We start from the raw sequence: 18,030 nt of genomic DNA on the forward strand, positions 1-18,030 counted from the left end.
GTCTACTCCACTTGCGCGACGGCGGCGTTGATCCGCGCGATCGCTTGGGCGAGCACCTCTTCGCTGGTGGCGGTGGAGATGCGGAAATAGGGTGAAAGTCCGTAAGCAGCGCCGGGAACCGAGGCCACGCGGCCCTCGTTCAGGAGATAGGTCGCCACCGCCGTATCGTCCTTCAGCACGACGCCTTTGGGTGTCTTGCGGCCGATCAGGCTGGCGCAGCCGACATAGGCATAGAAGGCGCCTTCCGGCGGTGGAAGCGTCAGGCCGTTGATGCGTCTTATGCCATCGACCACCAGATTCCTGCGCGCCTCGAATGCATTGCGGAAACGAGCCACCTCGTCCTGCGGGCCGTTCAGCGCCGCGACCGTCGCCGCCTGAGCAATGGAACAGACCGAGGTGACAGACTGGCTCTGGATGGTCGACATCGCCTTGACGAGTGGCGCCGGCCCGGCTGCGTAACCGACGCGCCAGCCGGTCATTGCATAGGCCTTGGCCACGCCGTTGACGATAAGGCTTCGGTCCCGAAGGTCCGGGCAGGCCTTGCCAAAGGAGACGAATTCGCGACCATCGAAGATGATGTGCTCATAGATCTCGTCGGACAGGATGAGCACCTGCGGATGCCTGGCAAGGACAGTACCTAGCGCTCTGAGGTCGTCGGCCGAGTAGACCGCGCCGGATGGATTGCCGGGCATGTTCAGGAAGAGCCATTTGGTTCTGGGCGTGATCGCCTTTTCCAAGAGCTCGGGCGTCAGCCTGAAGCCGCCGCTTTCCCCGCATTCGACCGTGACGGGCGTGCCGCCAAGCAGCTTCACCATCTCAGGATAGGATACGAAATAGGGTGCGGGCAGAATGGCCTCGTCGCCGGGTTCCAGCGTCGCCATCAGCGCGTTGAAGATGATCTGCTTGGCGCCGTTGGCCACGACGATGTCGTCGGCTGTGTAGTCCAGTCCGTTCTCGCGCCTGAACTTCCCGGCCACGGCCTCGCGCACTTCCGGCGAGCCGGCTGCGGCGGTGTAGAGGGTCTGGCCCGCCTTTGCGGCTGCATAGGCCGCTTCGATGATGTGAGCTGGCGTCGGAAAATCCGGTTCGCCAAGGCCAAGGTCGATGACGTCGACGCCTTTGGCCCTCAGCGCCTTGGCCGCCTGCGAGGCCGCCATCGAAGCCGACGGCTTGACCACCGACAGGCGCGAAGCAATGTAGCTCATCGGCTTTTCTCCGAAATATAGCCCCTGGACACGTCCTGTGCCCGCGCCTCCGTACTGCGCTTGGCCGGATCGCCATAGCCGCCACCGCCGGGAAGTTCCAGAACCAGACGACGCCCTTCCGGAACGTGCTGCCAGCCCTTGGGGCGCATCAGCGTGCCATCGTCGAGTCTGACGATGCCGGCAATCCCGTCCTTGCCGCCATTGCGGCCCTTGGCTGGATGTTTGACCCGGTCGAACATGGCGGAGAAATCGAACTCGTGGCCTTCGGTGGCCGCGATTTCGAGGATCTGGCCGAGGCCGCCGCGAAATTCCCCATCGCCGCCGGAATCGGGACGCAGTTCCTTGCGCCAGATGACGATTGGTCCGGTGTGCTCGGTGGCCTCGATCGGCATCGTATGGACACCGGACGGAAAGGCGGTGGCGGAAAGCCCGTCCAGCGTCGGGCGCGCGCCCATGCCGCCGGAATTGAACATCAGCACCTCGGCGCGGCGCCCGTCGCCACCGGCGACCGGCCTGACCGAAATGTGGATGTTCCAGAGTGCCGCCGCGCCTTCGGCCAGGATCTGACCCGGCAGCGCCTTGGCCAGCGCGCCCAGCACCAGGTCGGGCACCATATGGCCGATGACGTGCCGCAGGGAGACCGGCGCCGGCCGCGGGGCGTTCAGGATGTTGGTCGGCGACGATATGGTGAACAGAGCAAGCGAGGCCGCATTGTTCGGGATCTCCGGCGCCACCACGCATTTCAGGGCGTAGCAGGCATAGGCCTTGCTGTAGATGATCGGAACGTTGATGCCCCAGCGGCTTATCGGATCGGTTCCGGAGAAGTCGACATTCAAATGGTCGTCGCCAATCGAGACGGCGGCCACCAGCGTGACCGGCGTGTCGTAGCCGTCGGTCACCAGCTCGTTCGACCAGGTGCCTTTCGGCAGCGCCTTGATGCGCTCCAGCGTCGCGTCATGGGTGCGCGTGAAGATGAACTCTCCCAGCCTGTCCAGCGATGCCAGACCGATCTCCTTCATCATGTCGACCAGGCGGCGGTGGCCGACCTCGTTGCAGGCGGCCAGCGAATAGAAGTCGCCGACAACCTGGTTCGGCTCGCGCACATTGGCGCGCAGGATCTTCACCAGATCGAGGTTCACCTTGCCGCGCTCGGCAAACTTCATGATCGGGATCTGGATGCCTTCCTCGTAGACCGACTTGCCGTCGGCGCCGAAGCCACGTCCGCCAACGTCGACCACATGGGCCGTGCAGGCGAAGAACGCCACCAGTTCGCCGTTCAGGAACGAGGGCGAGACCATGGTGATGTCATGCAGATGGCCGGTGCCTTTCCAGGGATCGTTGGTGACATAGGTGTCGCCTTCGTACATCTCCTCGCGCGGGATTTCGTTCATGAATTGCAGCACGGCCTCGGCCATGGTGTTCACATGCCCGGGCGTGCCGGTCACGGCTTGTGCCAGCATCTCGCCGCGCGGATTGAACACGCCGGCCGACAGGTCGCCCGATTCACGCACCGATGTGGAGAAGGCTGTCCGCAACAGGGTCAGTGCCTGCTCCTCGACCACCGAGATCAGGCGATTCCACATCACCTGCATCCGGATTTCCAAGATGTCGCTCATGCCTGGACGCCTTTGCGGATCAGGAGGATCGAACCGTCGCTCTGCAGCACGGCATCGAAGAGGGTGGTGACGACCGTTGACGTCTCACGCTCGACGATCACCGCCGGGCCGCTGATGCGATCCCCCGGCGAAAGGTCGGCGCGTTCGATGATGGCTGAAACCTGGACCGTTCCGGTCGCCGGATCGAAAACCTCGCGCGTCTGCGAGGCGGTAACAGTCCTGGTCCCCATGCTGATCTCGTGCCTGGCGGGGGCCGGCCGTACGTCCTGCGCCTTGACCGACCAGGTGACGATCTCGATTTCCAACCCGTCGAGGCCATCGATGGCACGGCCGAAGAAGCGCGCGTAATTGTCCCTGAAGGCGTCCTTGACGCCGACCTCATCGCCGGGCGTGAACGGCCTGTCGGGCAGCGGCACCGGGATTTCCCAACCCTGGCCGGCATAGCGCATGAAGGCGGTGATCTCGCGGGTGATGGCGCCATCCGTGCCGGCCCGCACGAAGCTCTCGGCGGTGGCCTTCAGCCCGTCGAGCAGCGCATTCACCTCGCATGCATCGAAACGCGACAGCCGCATCAGCTTGGAAGCCAGCGCCTCATAGCCGAACGGCGCCTTGAGGAAGCCGATGGCCGAGCCGACGCCGGCGCCTTGCGGAACAAGGCACTGTTCCACGCCAAGCTTTTCGCACAGCCGTGCCGCATGCAGGGGCGCAGCGCCGCCAAAGGCGATCATCACATTGTCGGAGATGTTCTTGCCGTTTTCCACCGCGTGGACGCGGGCGGCATTGGCCATGTTCTCGTCGACGACCTCGCAGATGCCGAAGGCGGCGGAAACGGAATTGAGCGAAAGCCGGGTGCCGACATCGCGGGTGATGGCCTCCTCCGACGCCCGCGTGTCGAGCCTGATGGCGCCGCCGGCGAAATTGTCGGGATCGAGCTTGCCCAGGACGAGATCGGCATCGGTGATGGCTGGGCGGCTGCCGCCGCGCCCGTAGCAGGCGGGACCGGGTTCGGACCCGGCACTTTCCGGGCCGGTCTGGATGCGCCCCATGGCGTCGACCCAGGCGATCGAGCCGCCACCGGCGCCGATTTCGATCATCTCGATCACCGGGATCGAGATCGGCATGCCGGAGCCCTTGCAGAAGCGATAGGTGCGGGCGACCTCGAAGGTCCGCGCCGTGCGTGGGGAATAATCCTCGATCAGGCAGATCTTCGCAGTCGTTCCGCCCATGTCGTAGGAGACGACGGAGTCCAGGTCGAAGCGCCGCGCCACGTCGGCTGCGAAGATGGCGCCGCCGGCCGGACCGGACTCGACCAGGCGCACCGGAAATTCGGATGCGGTTTCCACCGAGATCAGACCACCGCCCGAGTGGATCATGAACACCGGGCAGTTCGCTCCCATCTCCTTCAGCCGCACCTGTAGGCGCACCAGATAGTCGGCCATCTGCGGCCGCACATAGGCATTGGCGCAAACCGTGTTGAAGCGTTCGAACTCGCGCATCTGCGGCGAGACCTCGGCGCTGATGGAGATCGGTATGTCCAGCTTTCCGGCGAGGATTTCGCGCGCCCGCCGCTCGTGCACCGCGTCCATGTAGGAATGAATGAAGCCGATGGCGACGGCGCCGAAGCCGCCGGCGGCGATGCTGTCGGCGATCTCGTCGAGTGCAACTTCGTCCAGCGGCTGCAATTCCCGCCCATCCGCGCCGATGCGCCCTTTGACCGTATAGCGATGCTCGCGCGGGATCAGTGGCGGTGGCAGCTTCAGGTTCAGATCATACTGTTCGAACCGGTTTTCCGTGCGCATCTCGATGACGTCGCGAAACCCTTCGGTCGTGACCAGCGCCGTCTTGGCGCCGCGCCGTTCGATGAGCGCGTTGGTCGCCAGCGTGGTGCCGTGGATGACGATGTCGAGGTCCGCCAGCGTGATGCCGGCGTCGCGCACGACGATCTCGATCCCGTCGAGGATGGCCTGCTCTGGCGCGGCATAGTTGGTCAGGATCTTGGTCGAGAAGATCGTGCCGCGCACATCGACCACGATATCGGTGAACGTGCCGCCGATATCCGCGCCGAGACGGATGTCATTTGCCGTGCTGATCATGCGTTGGCCTTCTGCGAAGCGAGCGCTGCGTCGCGCATCTGGGAAAGGGTCTGACGCGGCGTGATCGCCTCGGGCGAGATATCCAGCTCCAGGACCGCGCCGGTCGTAGACGCCAGCGCCCTGCCGAAAGCGCCGGCGAAATCCCCGGTCGCGCCGACCCGCTCGGCATGGAAGCCATAGGCCCGGGCGATGCCGACGAAATCCGGGTTCTCGATGTTCGTTCCCGACACGCGCGCCGGATAATGCCGCTCCTGATGGGCGCGGATGGTGCCGTAGATGCCGTTGTTCAGGATCAGCACGATGGGCTGCGCCCCGGCCTGCATCGCCGTCCCCAGCTCCTGGCAGTTCATCTGGAAATCGCCATCGCCGGCAAAGCAGACCACCGTGCGTCCGGGAAAAGCCACCTTGGCCGCGATGGCCGCCGGCAGGCCGTAGCCCATGGCGCCGGATTGCGGGGCGAGCAGCCGTGCCTTCGGCCCGAATTTGAAGAACTTGTTTGGCCAGACGGTGAAATTGCCGGCGCCATTGGTCAGGATCACGTCATCGGGCAGTGTCTCGCGCAGCCAGCGGCTGACCTCGACCATGTCGACGGGGCCCGGCTGGGCCGGAGCCGTGAACGTGCCCTCATAGCTTTGGCGTGCCTGCGACCGCCACGCGCCCCAGTCGCCCTTGATCGGCGAGAGCGCCTTGGCGAAGGCGTTCGGCCCGGCATGGATGCCAAGCGAGGGCACGTAGATCTTGCCGATCTCGCGATCCGAACCGTGGGCATGGATCAGCTTCTGCTTCGGCTCGGGCACGGACAAAAGCGTGTAGCCGTCCGTGGTCATCTCGCCAAAGCGCACATTGATCGCCAGGATCAAATCGGCATCGCGGATCAGCTTCTTGACATGCGGGACCATGCCGACGCCCGCCTCACCGACGAAGACCGGCGAGCCATTGTCGAACTGATCCTGGAAGCGGAACGCCGCGACCACCGGAATGTCGGAGGTTTCGGCGAAAGCCTGGAGCGCGGCGCGCCCGTCAGTGGACCAGTTGGCGCCGCCGATCAGGATGACCGGCCTGCTCGAGGCGGCAAGCATGGAGCGGGCCTCGGCCAGCGCATCGGCATCGGCCGCCGCCTCGAACATCCTGGCCGGTCCGCTGAGTGCGGCGACATCGGTCAGCGTCGTCAGCATGTCCTCGGGCAGGGCGATAACCACCGGGCCGGGCCGCCCGGTGAGCGCCGTGGTCCAGGCCCGGGCAACGATTTCCGGCAGGCGCTCGACATCGTCGATCTCCACGGCCCATTTCGCCATCGTGCCGAACACGGCGCGGTAGTCGATCTCCTGGAACGCTTCACGGCCGCGCATGTCGGTGCCGACCTGGCCGACGAAGACGATCATCGGCGAACTGTCCTGCATCGCCGTGTGCACGCCGATGGACGCATTGGCAACGCCCGGTCCGCGCGTCACGAAGCAGATGCCCGGCGAGCCCGTCAGCTTGCCATAGGCCGAGGCCATGAATGCCGCACCGCCCTCGTTGCGGCACAGCACGTAGTCCAGCTTTCCATGAGTGTCGTGCAGCGCGTCCAGCACGGCCAGGTAGCTTTCGCCCGGCACGCCGAAGCTCTTGGTCGCGCCGAGCGCGATCAGGCACTCGACAAGGAGGCGACCGCCATTGCGGATCATGCTTCGACATCCTTCATTCAGGCGGCAAGCGGACCGAGCCTGCCTTTCGGATTCATACCTGCACGCTGGCGGATCGAGACGAAACCAAGAAATGCCGTCTATTCGAAAGTTTTTCTTTACTGAGAGACGCGCACCAGGACATCCGGGTTCATTGTGCCCAGCGGATCGAACACAGCCTTGAGCCGCGCCATGAGCTCTCGCTCCACCAGGCCTCGATTGCGGTCGGCCATGGCGACCTTGGCCCGGCCAAGTCCATGCTCGGCTGCAAAGCTGCCGCCCATCTGCGTGGCAAGAGATGACAGCGCCTCGGCGAACAGCTCGGCCTTGCCGTCGAAATCGGCACGACCTTCCGGCGGCGACAAGTTGTAATGGATGTTTCCGTCGCCAAGGTGCCCGAACGGGTTTACCCGCACGCCGGGAAGAATGCCGCCGCAGATCTTCGCGCCTGCCTCGACGAAACGGGCGATTGCGGCTGGAGGGACGGAGATGTCGTGCTTGAGCTGCTCGCCTTCCAGCCTCTGTCCCTCCGGTTGCTCCTCGCGCAGCCGCCAGAATTGTGCCCGATGCGCACCTGTCGCCGCCAGCGCGCCGTCGACGACCAGGCCCTGTTCCATGCCCCATTCCAGCGCCGAAGCCAGGATCTCGTCCAAGGGAACACGTAGCGATCCCGATGCCAGTTCGACCAGCAGATAGACGTCGCCCCGTGCCTCCAGTTGGTAGGCAAGGTCGGGCAAGTGCTTGAGCGCCAGTTGCAGGCCGAAATCGGAGAAGAACTCGAGGCCAGTCAGGAATTCCCCGGCCTCGCCGCGCAGGAAAGCACCGAACGAAACAGCGGCGGCAAAGCCGGGCAGGACCAGAAGGGCGCTCGCCTGCTGCCGAGGCTTGGGGTACAGCCGCAGGATCGCGCGCGTCACGATCCCGAGCGTGCCTTCCGCGCCACAGAACAGCTTGCGCAACTGATAGCCGGCATTGTCCTTCTGCACCGCGCGCAGTCCGTCCCAAACCCTGCCATCAGGCGTCACGACTTCGAGACCCAGAACGAGATCCTGCATCATGCCGTAGCGGAAAGCCTGGCTGCCGCCGGCATTGGTGCCAATCAGGCCGCCGATCCTGGCGCTGCCTTCCGCGCCGAGATGCATTGGAAACATCAGGCCATCCGGTTCCAGCGCCTCGTGCAGCGCGGCCAGCACGACGCCGGCTTCGACGACGATCGATCCGCTGTCCAGATCCGGATTGCCGATCGCCGTCATGCGCGAAAGCGAGACGATCACCGCATTCGACTGCTGGGCGACGGCGGCGCCGCAAAGCCCTGTGTTTCCGCCTTGCGGGACCACTGCCAGTCCGGCCTCGCGGCAGAGTTTGACAACACTGGCAACCTCAGACGTATCCGCGGGCGTGGCAACGCCCAGCGGTGCGACGCCGTAGCGATTGAGCCAGTCGCGCTGGTAAGGCTCGGCATCGCTGCCCGAAAGCCAGCCTTTCGGCCCGAGAATCTCGTGCAGCGCGGTGGCGGGATCAATCATGGAGATGCCTGAAGGCGTGCGGCGTGACGCATTCGGATCGTTGCTTCCAATCAATGGCCCAGCACCTGCGACAGGAATTGTCGGGTGCGCTCGTTGCGGACGAGGTGAAGAACTCGTCCGGAGGCGCTTCTTCGAGGATCTCGCCGCCGTCCATGAATAGCACCCGGTCGGCCACGCGGCGCGCAAAGCCCATCTCATGGGTCACACAGATCATCGTCATGCCTTCCGAAGCAAGCGTGACCATGACGTCAAGCACTTCGGAGACCATTTCGGGATCGAGCGCCGAGGTCGGCTCGTCGAACAGCATGATCTGCGGCTGCATGCAAAGAGCACGCGCAATCGCGACCCGCTGCTGTTGGCCGCCGGACAATTGGCTGGGATATTTCAGGGCCTGCTCGGGAATGCGCACCTTTTCCAGATAGCGCCGGGCGGTCGCCTCGGCTTGCGCCCGCGGCTGTTTGCGCACGATCATTGAAGAGATCACGCAGTTCTCCAGAACCGTCATGTGTGGGAACAGGTTGAAGTGCTGGAACACCATGCCGACTTCGCGCCTGATCTCATCGATGTTGCCGACGTCGTCGTTGAGCTCGGTGCCGAGCACGACGATGCGGCCGCCATTGTGCTGTTCGAGGCGGTTGATGCAGCGGATCATGGTCGACTTGCCGGAGCCGGAGGGGCCGCAGACGACGATTTTTTCGCCCCGCTTTACGGAAAGGTTTATCCCGCGCAGCGCGTGGAACGTGCCGTAGTATTTGTCGAGGTTTTCGATGCGGAGCGCCGGCTCACCGGTCGAATTGGTCGAGATCACCTGCACGCCTCCTTACCGTTCGCTGACCGACATGCGGCGCTCGAGAAAGGCGCCATAGCGGGACAGGCTGAAGACGAAGATGAAGTAGATAAAGGCGATGAAGGCATAGACTTCGACATAGGCGAAGCGCCATTCGCCGGTGCCGTAGGCGGCATTGCCGGAGGCCAGGATCTCGAAGAATCCGACGATGACCACCAGCGAGGTCTCCTTGAACGAGATGACGAACTGGTTGATCGTCGCCGGCATTGCGTTGCGCATGGCCTGAGGCAACAGGATTCGACTGATGCGTTGCCAATAGCGCATGCCAAGCGCCATGGCAGCCTCCTCCTGTCCTGTCGCGACGCCCTGCATGCCGCCTCTCACGATCTCCGCCTGATAGGCGGAGAAGAACAAAGCGGAGCCCAGGATCACGCGGTAAAGCTTGTCGCCCTGCAGCCATTGCGGCAGCGCGAACGGCAGAACCACGGCAAATGTGAAGAGGATCGATATCAGCGGAAGCGAACGGACCCCGTCGATGATGAGGCCCGTGGTCCGCGAGATCCAGGGCAGCTCCGACCGGCGCAGCAAAGCGAGGCAAATGGCCAGCGGGAAGCCGATCAGGCAGGTGGTGACGAAGATGAACAGGGTCAATGCCAGCCCGCCCCACGCTTCCTCGCCGACATGGGCAAGACCAAGCACGCCGCCTTTCATCAACACGTAGAAAAGGCCCGTTCCGGCTCCCCATACCAGCGCGATCCGGCGGCCGGTCCAGAATGCCGGGATACAGCTCAGCACCGTCATGACCACCACGGCGACGCAGGCGAGCGCCGAGCGCCATTGTTCTTCATAGGGATAGAGGCCGAAGAAGATGATCCGCCATCTCGCTGCGATGACCGACCAGCAGGCTCCGGCGGCCGCCTGGCAGGCTTCCGGCCCGCCGCTGGTGGTGAAGACAGCGGAGAAAACCGCCCAATTCAGCAGCTTCCAGACCAGGAAGACCATGATCGTCAGGCAGGCCAGCGACACCACCGCCTGAAGCGGCGTCGCGAAGAAGCGCCGCTTCAGATCCTCGAGCCTGCCGGGAGCGGGTGGAGCGACAAGGACCATCTCCATCTCTCAGCCCCTCAGTTGATTGCCCTTGAGGGCAATTGCCTTGTTGATGCGGTTGAAGACGGCGGCAAGGCTGAGATTGATGGCGAGGAAGCCTGCCATCAGGATGCCGATCGCTTCGAGGGTCTGCCCGGAATGGTTGATCGTCAGCGCCACAATCATGAAGAAGTCGGTGAGGCCCACCGCGATCCCCATCGTGGTCGCCTTCATCAGCCAGACATACTGGTTGGCAAGGATTGGCAGCATGGCGCGCAGCGCCAGCGGCAGTCGCACCAGCGTGAAGACCCGCCAGGGACTGAGGCCCAGGGAAAGGGCTGCCTCGACCTGGCCGGTGCCGACAGATTTGAAGCCGCCGCGTACGATCTCCGCGATGTAGGAGCCGCCATAGATGGCGATGGCGATCGCGAGGGTGGCAAACTCCGGTGGGATACGCAGGCCGCCTCTCAGATTGAGGCCTTGCAAAGCGGGGAAGTCGAGCAGCGGCGTATCCGGCAGACGTCCGAGGGCCAGAATGATGGCCGAGCAGGCAAGTGCCGCCGCGGCGGCGGCGAACTGGATGGTATGCCGCTGGCCGATTGGCTGGGCAAGGCGCGACGTCCTGCCCAGCCATGCCGGCAGCACGATGGCCGCGATAACGGCCACCGTGGCTGCGGCAAACGCGGCACTGCCGACGTTCGGGAATGGAATGTAGAGGCCGCGGCTGGTTAGCAGGAAGCCCCAGGCTTCGTGCGCGCTGCGCGGCGTCGGCAGGTGCGTGATGATCGCGTACCAGAAGAACACCTGGAGGATCAGCGGGATGTTGCGGAAGATGTCGACATAGGTGCGGCCGAGCAGCCGCGCCAAATCGTTCGAGGACGTCCGCGCCAGACCGACGATCGTTCCCACGATGGTCGCCAGTATCAGGCCGACGCTCCCCAGGAACAGCGTGTTGATGATGCCGATGAGGAAGTACCACCAATAGGGATCGTTGGCCGTGGCGGGCAGCAGCGAGAAATTCACATCCCAACCCGTCGACTTGAACAGAAAGTCGAATCCGGAGGTGATCCCCTGGTCAGCCAGGTTGCGGCGCGCGATCACGATGCCGGCAAGCACCATCGCGGCGATCGAGCCGACATAGAGAACCTGCAACAGCGCGTTGTGGACCTTTTGATTTCTCAGCAGGCTGACCATCCAAAGATCCTTGCCGAATTGTCGCCGGCCCCGCCCGGCAGATGCCGGGCGGGGCCGGCGCGAGATGCGTTAAGAGCGGATCAGTCGATCACCAGCGGGAACAGGACACCACCATTGTTCCAAAGGTTGGTCAGCTCGCGGTCCATCTTGTAGGGCGAGTCCTTGCCGAGGTCGCGCTCGAAGATTTCGCCGTAATTGCCGACGTTCTTGATCACCTTGTAGGCCCAGTCGTCATCGAGACCGAGACCCTTGCCCATGCCTGGCGTGACGCCGAGGAACTTTGCGACTTGCGGCGAGGTCGGCTTGGCCTTGATCTCGTCGACGTTCTTGGAGGTGATGCCTTCCTGCTCGGCGAAGATCAGGGTGCTCAGCGTCCAGTTGGCGATGTCGACCCAATTGTCGCCGCCTTGCCGCATGATCATGACTTCAGGTTCGACAGCGAGCACGTCGGGCAGGATGACATGGTCGTCGACTTTGCTCTTGGCGATGCGCGCAATGGCCAGTGTCGGACCCCACTGCGCATAGAGATCGCAGCGTCCCGAGAAATAGGCTTGCTCGAGCTCCTCCGTCTTTTCGATGAGTACGGGTTCGAGCTTGATGCCAAGCTTGGCCGTATAGGCCGCGACCTGCTGTTCCTGCGAGGTACCGGCGGGAATGCAGATCGTGCCGCCAGCGGCATCCTTGAGCGACTTGAGGTTGAGCTCCTTGTGCGCCATCACCTTCGTGGTTCCGAGGTAGTAGGACATGGAAAATTGCAGCCCGAGCTCGGTGTCTCGGCTGAGCGTGCCGCCCGACGCCTTGATGATGATGTCGACATCGCCTGACTGCAGGGACGGCCAGCGCTGCGCCCAGCTGATCGGAACGATCTTCAGCTTTGCCGGGTCGCCGAGCACGGCCGTGGCCACCGCCCGGCAGAGGTCGATGTCCATGCCCTTCCAGTTGCCCTTGTCGTCGACTTCGGCGAAGCCGAGATAGGATCCGTCATGGCCGGTGCAGTTGAGCACGCCGCGCGCCTTGACGGTCTCCAGCGTCTTGCCGCCGGCGGCTTCTGCCGGCGCTGCAAAATGCACAAGTCCAAGGGCCATGGCTGCGGCCCCCCATTTCATCGTTTTCATGTTCCGTCTCCACTGTTGAGGCTGTTTGGTTTCTTGTTGTTGGAGGTCCGAAAGTTTTCTTTCGGAGCTCGGTCTCAAAGCCGCTCCTAGTCGGAAAGCGGGGTCGGTTTCGGCACGGAGGAAATCTTCAGGTCGCTGCTCCAGTCCTGCTGGGCGAGCCATCGATGAAGGGCGGCGACCGCCTTCACGCGCAGATGCCCGCGCGGGACGATCAGGTAGAAGCCAGGGACCTCCTCCGGTCTCATATCGGCAAGGGCGTCGCGGCCGACCGGCGCGACAAGCGCCCCCGACCTCAAATCTTCCTCAGCGTCGATGACGGAGACGAGACCGACGCCGATGCCTTGCAGGGTTGCACGGCGCATGGTTGCGGCGTCGTCGAAGCTGATGCTTCGGTTGCCATCCGTCTGCTCGATGGCAAGGTGGCGTAAAATGTCTGGCCAAAGGCGCTTCGATTTGACGGTGTCCAGCAAGGTGAACAGCGTCAGGTCCTGCGCCGACTTGATGCTTTCGCCGATGGCCGGAGTGCAGCAGATGACCTTCGGGTCCGGCACGAGCAGGATGGTCTCGTAGTCCGGCCAATTGCCGTAGCCCCACTGGACGGTCATATCGATGTCGTCGCGCCCGAAATCGGGCAGGTCGACCATCGTCGTCAGGCGCAGATCCGCACCCGGCAATATCTCCCGGAACAGGGACAGACGAGGCAGCAGATAGTGGGTCGCAAAATAGGGGCTCGCATTCAGGTTGATGCGGTCCCGGTAGTTCGACTTGGTGACGCGGCGAACGCCTTCGGAAAACTCGTCGAACCCGGCTTTGACATAGTGCGAGAGAAGGATGGCCGATTCTGTCAATTCGACCGACCGTCCCTTGCGCTCGAACAGCGTCACCTGAAGCGTATCCTCCAGAAGCTTGATCTGCTGTCCGACGGCCTGCGGCGTGACCAGCAATTCGTCCGCCGCCTGCCGAAAGCTCTTGTGCTGCGCGACGGCGTGGAAGACGCGAAGCGCATTCAGCGACGGAAGGCGGAGCTTGCCGGTCATCGTGTATTCCACCTCCTTTCGCTTGCGTTCCTGTTGGATCATTCAGCGCCGCAGGCGCCGCTAAGACAGCTCAGGCGTATATATAACCACCTGAAACAATTACGTTTTCTCCGGTCATATAGGTGTTCTTGGGACCGCCCGTCATGAGCACCCACTCGGCAATCTCCGTAGGCTCGGCACCACGACCCAGCGGGCTCGCCTTGGCCAGTTCCTCCAGGAAGCCGAGGGCCTTGGCCCGCTCCGTGGCCATGCCTGCGGGGGCCACCGAATTCACTAGGATTCCGTGTTTTGCGACGTCATGGGCGAAGGAGCGCGTCAGGCTGACCACGGCGGCCTTGGTTGCCGCATAGTGGGCGTTCTGCGGATGCGCCTTGAAAGCGTCGACAGAGGTCAGGTTCACGATCCGCCCGCGCACATGGCTCTTCGGCTCCTGCGACTGCATATGGCGAACGGCCGCCACCATCATGTGGTAGGTGCCTTTGATGTTGATGCCATTGGAGGCGTCCCAATCGGCATCGCTGATCTCGAGGAGCGGGCGGCGAGGGTAGATCGCGGCGCAATTGATCAATGTATCGATACGCCCGAGCTTCGAAACGATGGCGTCGAAGGCGGCGTGGCACTGAGGACCGATCTGTATATCGCATAGGGCGGTCGCGGTCGGCAGGCCGTTGGCCTTTGCCGGCTCTAGCGCGGCTTCGGCGGCGTCCTGGTTGATGTCGATTATGCCGATCTTCGCCGCTCCGGCCTCTACAGCCATCCGGGCCAGAAGCGCGCCGAGGCCGGCGCCGCCACCAACGATCAGAACGGAAAGATCCTTCATTCAAGTTTTTCCTTACTTGGTGCCGCTTGGCGAGGTCGGCCAGGTCGGCATGATGTCAAAACGGGTAACGTCGGCCCATGCGGGCAGGCCGAGCACCGCGACGACCATTCTGGCCACGTCGTCCGGCTGCACCACTTTGCTGGCGTACATGGCCGCGCGCGCCTTGGCGTCGAGGATGTCCTGGTAGAGCTGCGTCTCGACACGGCCGGCGACGATCTCGGTGACGCGTATGCCTGATGGGGAGAGGTCGGCGCGCAACGCGGCGGCAAAGCCGGAGATCGCCGCCTTGGTGGCTGAATAGACGGCAATGTTGGAATATGCCGCGTGGCCCGCGGTGGAGCCGGTGAACAGGATGTGGCCAGACTGCCGCTCGCGCATCTGCGGAACGACGAGGCGGGTAAGCATGATTGCTGCGCTGAGGTTTACCTCCAGCGTGGAGTCGATGTCGGCGATCTTCATGTCGGCGAAATTGCCCAGCGGCGGCATGATCCCGGCATTGTTGATCAGCACGTCGATGGTGAGATCCGCCAGAACAGCCTCCAGCGCCTCGCGATCGGTGATATCGACAGCGATGGGCACGATGCCGGATCGCTCGGCCTGCAACGCCTTGAGCGCGGACTGGCTGCGCCCGACCGCATAGACGTCATAGCCGGCGTCGCTCAACGCGATCGCCATGGCCCGCCCTATGCCGCTCGTTGCACCTGTGATGAAGGCTGTCGTCACGTGGGTTTCCCTGATTGCCTGGTTTCAGTCTGCGGCCTGGGCCGATGCCGCGAAACCAAGAAAACCAGCAAAAAGGAAAGATAAACTTTCGAAAGCCCGTTCAGCCTGCGAAACTTACTGGGGTGTCCGCACAATCGCGGAAGCCGAAAACCCAAGGAAACGCTGGGAGAATGGCGCTTTCAATGCGTCGGAAAACGGGTGTCGCTGGCCGGCAGAGCAAAAACAAGGCTTTCGCAATGCGTGGCCAATCTGGTCCACGCGCCTGCGCATGCGAAGCGAAGTCGCCGGCCTCACCCTCCTGTCGGGGCAGGCCTCTTCATATCGGTAAAGAGCGATGCCGCGGCCGCCTTCTGCTCGGCCTCGGTCGCCGCGACGCCTGAAGCCCGGGCCAAAGCGCGCACGCGCCCGAGGCTGTTGTGCAGATGCTTGCGCATGGCCTGGCGAGCAGCGCGACCGTCCTGCCTTTCGATAGCGTCCACGATGGTTTTGTGTTCGTTATGGATGCGGGCGTAGTAGCTGTCCTTGAGCGCTGATGTGACCACATAACCCAGTTGAAAGCGTGGAACGATCATCGGCCTGAGATAGCTCAGGAAGCCGTGGATGAATTCGTTGCCTGCGGCTTTGGCGATCGCCAGATGGAAATCATAGTCATAGTGGATCTGGACGGCTGCGGGATCCGCCTGCTGGGCGTCGACCTGTTCCATCAGGGCCCGGATTGCATTCGCCTCCGCATCGGTGCGCCGTTCGGCGCACAGCCCGGCGGACTCCACCTCGACACTCAATCTCAGTTCGAGCAGAGCGATGGTTTCCGGCAAGGTCCTGAGGGCCTCGTCCGGTATCGAGAAATTGCGCGGCGCCGGCGTTTCGCTGACGAACATGCCGCGTCCTTGCTGCGGCACCACCATGCCCTCGGAGCGCAATCGCGCCACCGCTTCCCGCACCACCGTGCGGCTGACGTCGTATTCGGCGCAAAGCTCTGCCTCGGTCGGCAATTGGGCGCCGGGCAGCAACTGCCCGGAGCGGATCTTTTCGGACAGGCTCTCGGCCACGACGGTGGAAAGTGGCTTGCGCTTCGTCATCAGTGTTCCCCAGTCCGATGCCAGATGCAGGATGATGCCCGAACCGGCAAGGCCATTCAAACCGCCGCGGTGACGATCAGCTCGACCAGCATTCCGGGCTTGGCCATGCGTCCTTCGCCGGAAGAGCGCGCCGGTGCGTGCTCCTTCGGCATCCATGCGTCCCAGACCGTGTTGACTTCGTCGAAATCCCTGATGTCGTCCAGCCACATCTGCACGTGAAGGATGCGGGTCTTGTCCGTACCGGCCTTGGCAAGCAGGACGTCGACCTTGCCGAGCGCCTCGCGCATCTGGTCAGCGGCGGACTGACCCGGCTTTGCGACCTGGCCGGTGAGGTAGAGGGTGCCATTGTGGATGACCCCGTGGTGGATGCGGGTGTCGAAGTCGAAGCGCTTGATGTCACTCACTGGATTGTCCTTGTCAGATTTCCGGCCTCCGCTGGATGGGGTCAGATTGCCGGCGTCTGCCGGATGGGGTTTCCCTGCAGATATTGCGCGTAGGGCGCCTGAACGAGCCAGCCAGCGTCGACGGGCAGGGTCACACCGGTTATCGATGCGGCGCGGTCGGAGCAGAGGAACAGTGCGGCCTCGGCAACGTCGCGCGGCTCGACGAAGCGGCGCAGCGCGGTGGTTGCCTGGATGGCTTCGGGGTTGCGCTCTCCCTTGGCGATCCTGGCTTTCAGACCGTCCGAAAGCGTGTAGCCGGGTGCCACCGCATTGACGCGCACACCATGCGGACCGAGTTCGGCGGCCAGGATCTGGGTCAAGGCCAGAACGGCATGCTTTCCGGGCGTGTAGGCGGGCAGGGACAGCGGCGCGAAAGAGGCGAGCGAGCCGACATTCAGGATCGCGCCTCGCCCGGCAGCCGACATCAGCCGGCCGAACACCTGGCAACCCAGCAGGGTGCCGCGATAATTCACCCGCCACATCCTCTCGTCCTCGTCCAGATCCTGGTCGAGGACGTGCTTGCCGCTCTGCAGGATGCCGGCGCAATTGACGACGATTTGAGGTGTGCCGAACGCAGCGCTGACGGCCTGCGCCAGCGCTTCCACCGAGCCGGATTCGGCAACATCGGTTTGGACAAATAGCGCGCGCGGTGCGCCCGCCGCCTTGCAGGCGCCAACCGCCTCATTGCCCCGTGCCGCATCCCTGCCGGCGACGACCACATGGTAGCCATCCTCGGCAAAGCGCAGCGCTATCGCGCGTCCGATGCCGGAAGTGCCGCCGATGACGACGGCCGTCAATGTCTCAGCCATTGCCGCGGCCCTTGCGCTCGATGTCGAAGAATTCGGACATGGCCCGGACCTGGAAATCCATCATCGGGCGCCCCGGCTGAATGCGGCAGCCAATCTCTTTTGCCGCCTTTAGCAGGGCGGTCTCGGCGGGCTCCATGATGATGTCCACGACCGTCATGTCCGGGGTCAGCCGGCTCACGTCCAGCGGCAGCGGGTCGCCGGCATGCATGCCGACCGGTGTGGCGTTGATGGCCATATGCATGCCGGAAGGATCTGCCTCGCCGACATGGATGCGGCATTTCGGGAAGACCAGCGCAACCAGCGCCGCCAGTTTTTCGGCGCGGCCGGTATCGATGTCCGCAAGGCGGATCTCTTCCGCGCCGGCTTCGGCGAGACAATAGGCCAGGGACGCGCCGGCGCCACCGGCTCCGACCTGGAGAATGCGGCGGCCGGCAATCTCATGTCCGCCTGCGTTGAGGCCATCGATGAAGCCCACGCCGTCGAAATTGTCGGCGTACCAGCTGCCATCGGGCAGCCGGCGCACGGAATTGGCGCTTTGCACCCGCGCGGCGCGGTCGTGAGCGGCGGTGCATTTGTGATAGACCGCGACCTTGTACGGCACCGAGATGATGACACCGCGGATGTTCTCGGCCGCCGTGATGCCGGCCCAAAAGGTTTCGAAATCCTCCGGGCGGCAGCTCAATGGCACCATGAGGCTGTCGAGGCTCTTTTGCTCGAAGATCTCGTTGAATATGCCGGGGCTCTTGGCGTGTGCCACGGGATGGGCCAGCATCACGAAGATGTCGGCCTTGCCGGTTCCGCGCATCGGTTCACTCCTTTTCTTTTGACAGTTC

15 protein-coding genes and 1 pseudogene are annotated in these 18,030 nt (G+C 63.7%); all 16 read right to left on the reverse strand.

Going from position 1 to position 18,030, the window contains the following annotated elements:
• Positions 1-2: 2 nt before the first annotated feature.
• The gene (locus C8D77_RS05890) at positions 3-1,205 is read right to left on the reverse strand and encodes a pyridoxal phosphate-dependent aminotransferase (protein WP_109660157.1); all 1,203 of its coding nucleotides are present in this window, start codon (positions 1,203-1,205) and stop codon (positions 3-5) included.
• Positions 1,202-2,821 (reverse strand): hydantoinase B/oxoprolinase family protein, encoded by a 1,620-nt coding sequence (locus tag C8D77_RS05895; protein ID WP_109660160.1) that lies wholly within the window; start codon positions 2,819-2,821, stop codon positions 1,202-1,204. Before C8D77_RS05895 ends, C8D77_RS05890 begins: the two co-directional genes overlap by 4 nt.
• Positions 2,818-4,914: a hydantoinase/oxoprolinase family protein gene (locus tag C8D77_RS05900; protein ID WP_109660162.1), complete on the reverse strand. Its 2,097-nt coding sequence runs from the start codon at positions 4,912-4,914 to the stop codon at positions 2,818-2,820. Before C8D77_RS05900 ends, C8D77_RS05895 begins: the two co-directional genes overlap by 4 nt.
• Complete coding sequence (locus tag C8D77_RS05905; RefSeq protein ID WP_109660164.1) at positions 4,911-6,581, reverse strand: thiamine pyrophosphate-binding protein; 1,671 nt, start codon at positions 6,579-6,581, stop codon at positions 4,911-4,913. The genes C8D77_RS05900 and C8D77_RS05905 overlap by 4 nt, the downstream gene beginning before the upstream one ends.
• Before the next feature lie 116 nt (positions 6,582-6,697).
• Complete coding sequence (locus C8D77_RS05910; protein WP_109661320.1) at positions 6,698-8,104, reverse strand: FAD-binding oxidoreductase; 1,407 nt, start codon at positions 8,102-8,104, stop codon at positions 6,698-6,700.
• 50 nt (positions 8,105-8,154) lie between these two features.
• Positions 8,155-8,912: pseudogene (locus C8D77_RS05915) on the reverse strand (amino acid ABC transporter ATP-binding protein).
• A gap of 12 nt (positions 8,913-8,924) precedes the next feature.
• A complete protein-coding gene (locus C8D77_RS05920; protein WP_109660166.1) occupies positions 8,925-10,004 on the reverse strand; it encodes an amino acid ABC transporter permease in 1,080 nt (359 codons plus the stop codon).
• A gap of 3 nt (positions 10,005-10,007) precedes the next feature.
• Positions 10,008-11,171 carry an ABC transporter permease subunit gene (locus C8D77_RS05925; protein WP_109660168.1) on the reverse strand — a complete coding sequence of 388 codons (1,164 nt, stop codon included), beginning with the start codon at positions 11,169-11,171 and terminating at the stop codon, positions 10,008-10,010.
• Positions 11,172-11,251: 80 nt separating this feature from the next.
• A complete protein-coding gene (locus C8D77_RS05930) occupies positions 11,252-12,286 on the reverse strand; it encodes an amino acid ABC transporter substrate-binding protein (protein ID WP_109660170.1) in 1,035 nt (344 codons plus the stop codon).
• An 86-nt stretch (positions 12,287-12,372) separates the two neighbouring features.
• Entirely contained in the window at positions 12,373-13,323 is a 951-nt protein-coding gene (locus tag C8D77_RS05935) for a LysR substrate-binding domain-containing protein (RefSeq protein WP_109661322.1), read from the reverse strand.
• A gap of 70 nt (positions 13,324-13,393) precedes the next feature.
• Positions 13,394-14,143, reverse strand: a complete 750-nt coding sequence (locus C8D77_RS05940; protein WP_109660172.1) for an SDR family NAD(P)-dependent oxidoreductase — start codon at positions 14,141-14,143, stop codon at positions 13,394-13,396.
• Positions 14,144-14,155: 12 nt separating this feature from the next.
• Positions 14,156-14,866, reverse strand: coding sequence for an SDR family oxidoreductase (locus C8D77_RS05945; RefSeq protein ID WP_109660174.1), 711 nt, complete (start codon positions 14,864-14,866; stop codon positions 14,156-14,158).
• A gap of 290 nt (positions 14,867-15,156) precedes the next feature.
• Complete coding sequence (locus C8D77_RS05950) at positions 15,157-15,945, reverse strand: FadR/GntR family transcriptional regulator (RefSeq protein WP_164757896.1); 789 nt, start codon at positions 15,943-15,945, stop codon at positions 15,157-15,159.
• A 56-nt stretch (positions 15,946-16,001) separates the two neighbouring features.
• Complete coding sequence (locus C8D77_RS05955; protein ID WP_109660178.1) at positions 16,002-16,349, reverse strand: RidA family protein; 348 nt, start codon at positions 16,347-16,349, stop codon at positions 16,002-16,004.
• 41 nt (positions 16,350-16,390) lie between these two features.
• A complete protein-coding gene (locus C8D77_RS05960; protein WP_109660181.1) occupies positions 16,391-17,197 on the reverse strand; it encodes an SDR family NAD(P)-dependent oxidoreductase in 807 nt (268 codons plus the stop codon).
• Complete coding sequence (locus C8D77_RS05965) at positions 17,190-18,002, reverse strand: shikimate dehydrogenase family protein (RefSeq protein WP_109660183.1); 813 nt, start codon at positions 18,000-18,002, stop codon at positions 17,190-17,192. Before C8D77_RS05965 ends, C8D77_RS05960 begins: the two co-directional genes overlap by 8 nt.
• Positions 18,003-18,030: the final 28 nt, after the last annotated feature.

The sequence above is a fragment of the Mesorhizobium loti genome, from assembly GCF_003148495.1.
GTDB classification, from domain to species: domain Bacteria; phylum Pseudomonadota; class Alphaproteobacteria; order Rhizobiales; family Rhizobiaceae; genus Mesorhizobium; species Mesorhizobium loti.

Coding starts and splice junctions, on each gene's coding strand:
- C8D77_RS05925 (WP_109660168.1), bottom strand. CDS start 11,171: ATGGTCAGCCTGCTGAGAAATCAAAAGGTCCACAACGCGCTGTTGCAG.
- C8D77_RS05935 (WP_109661322.1), bottom strand. CDS start 13,323: ATGACCGGCAAGCTCCGCCTTCCGTCGCTGAATGCGCTTCGCGTCTTC.
- C8D77_RS05940 (WP_109660172.1), bottom strand. CDS start 14,143: ATGAAGGATCTTTCCGTTCTGATCGTTGGTGGCGGCGCCGGCCTCGGC.
- C8D77_RS05905 (WP_109660164.1), bottom strand. CDS start 6,581: ATGATCCGCAATGGCGGTCGCCTCCTTGTCGAGTGCCTGATCGCGCTC.
- C8D77_RS05960 (WP_109660181.1), bottom strand. CDS start 17,197: ATGGCTGAGACATTGACGGCCGTCGTCATCGGCGGCACTTCCGGCATC.
- C8D77_RS05930 (WP_109660170.1), bottom strand. CDS start 12,286: ATGAAAACGATGAAATGGGGGGCCGCAGCCATGGCCCTTGGACTTGTG.
- C8D77_RS05900 (WP_109660162.1), bottom strand. CDS start 4,914: ATGATCAGCACGGCAAATGACATCCGTCTCGGCGCGGATATCGGCGGC.
- C8D77_RS05920 (WP_109660166.1), bottom strand. CDS start 10,004: ATGGAGATGGTCCTTGTCGCTCCACCCGCTCCCGGCAGGCTCGAGGAT.
- C8D77_RS05910 (WP_109661320.1), bottom strand. CDS start 8,104: ATGATTGATCCCGCCACCGCGCTGCACGAGATTCTCGGGCCGAAAGGC.
- C8D77_RS05965 (WP_109660183.1), bottom strand. CDS start 18,002: ATGCGCGGAACCGGCAAGGCCGACATCTTCGTGATGCTGGCCCATCCC.
- C8D77_RS05950 (WP_164757896.1), bottom strand. CDS start 15,945: ATGACGAAGCGCAAGCCACTTTCCACCGTCGTGGCCGAGAGCCTGTCC.
- C8D77_RS05890 (WP_109660157.1), bottom strand. CDS start 1,205: ATGAGCTACATTGCTTCGCGCCTGTCGGTGGTCAAGCCGTCGGCTTCG.
- C8D77_RS05895 (WP_109660160.1), bottom strand. CDS start 2,821: ATGAGCGACATCTTGGAAATCCGGATGCAGGTGATGTGGAATCGCCTG.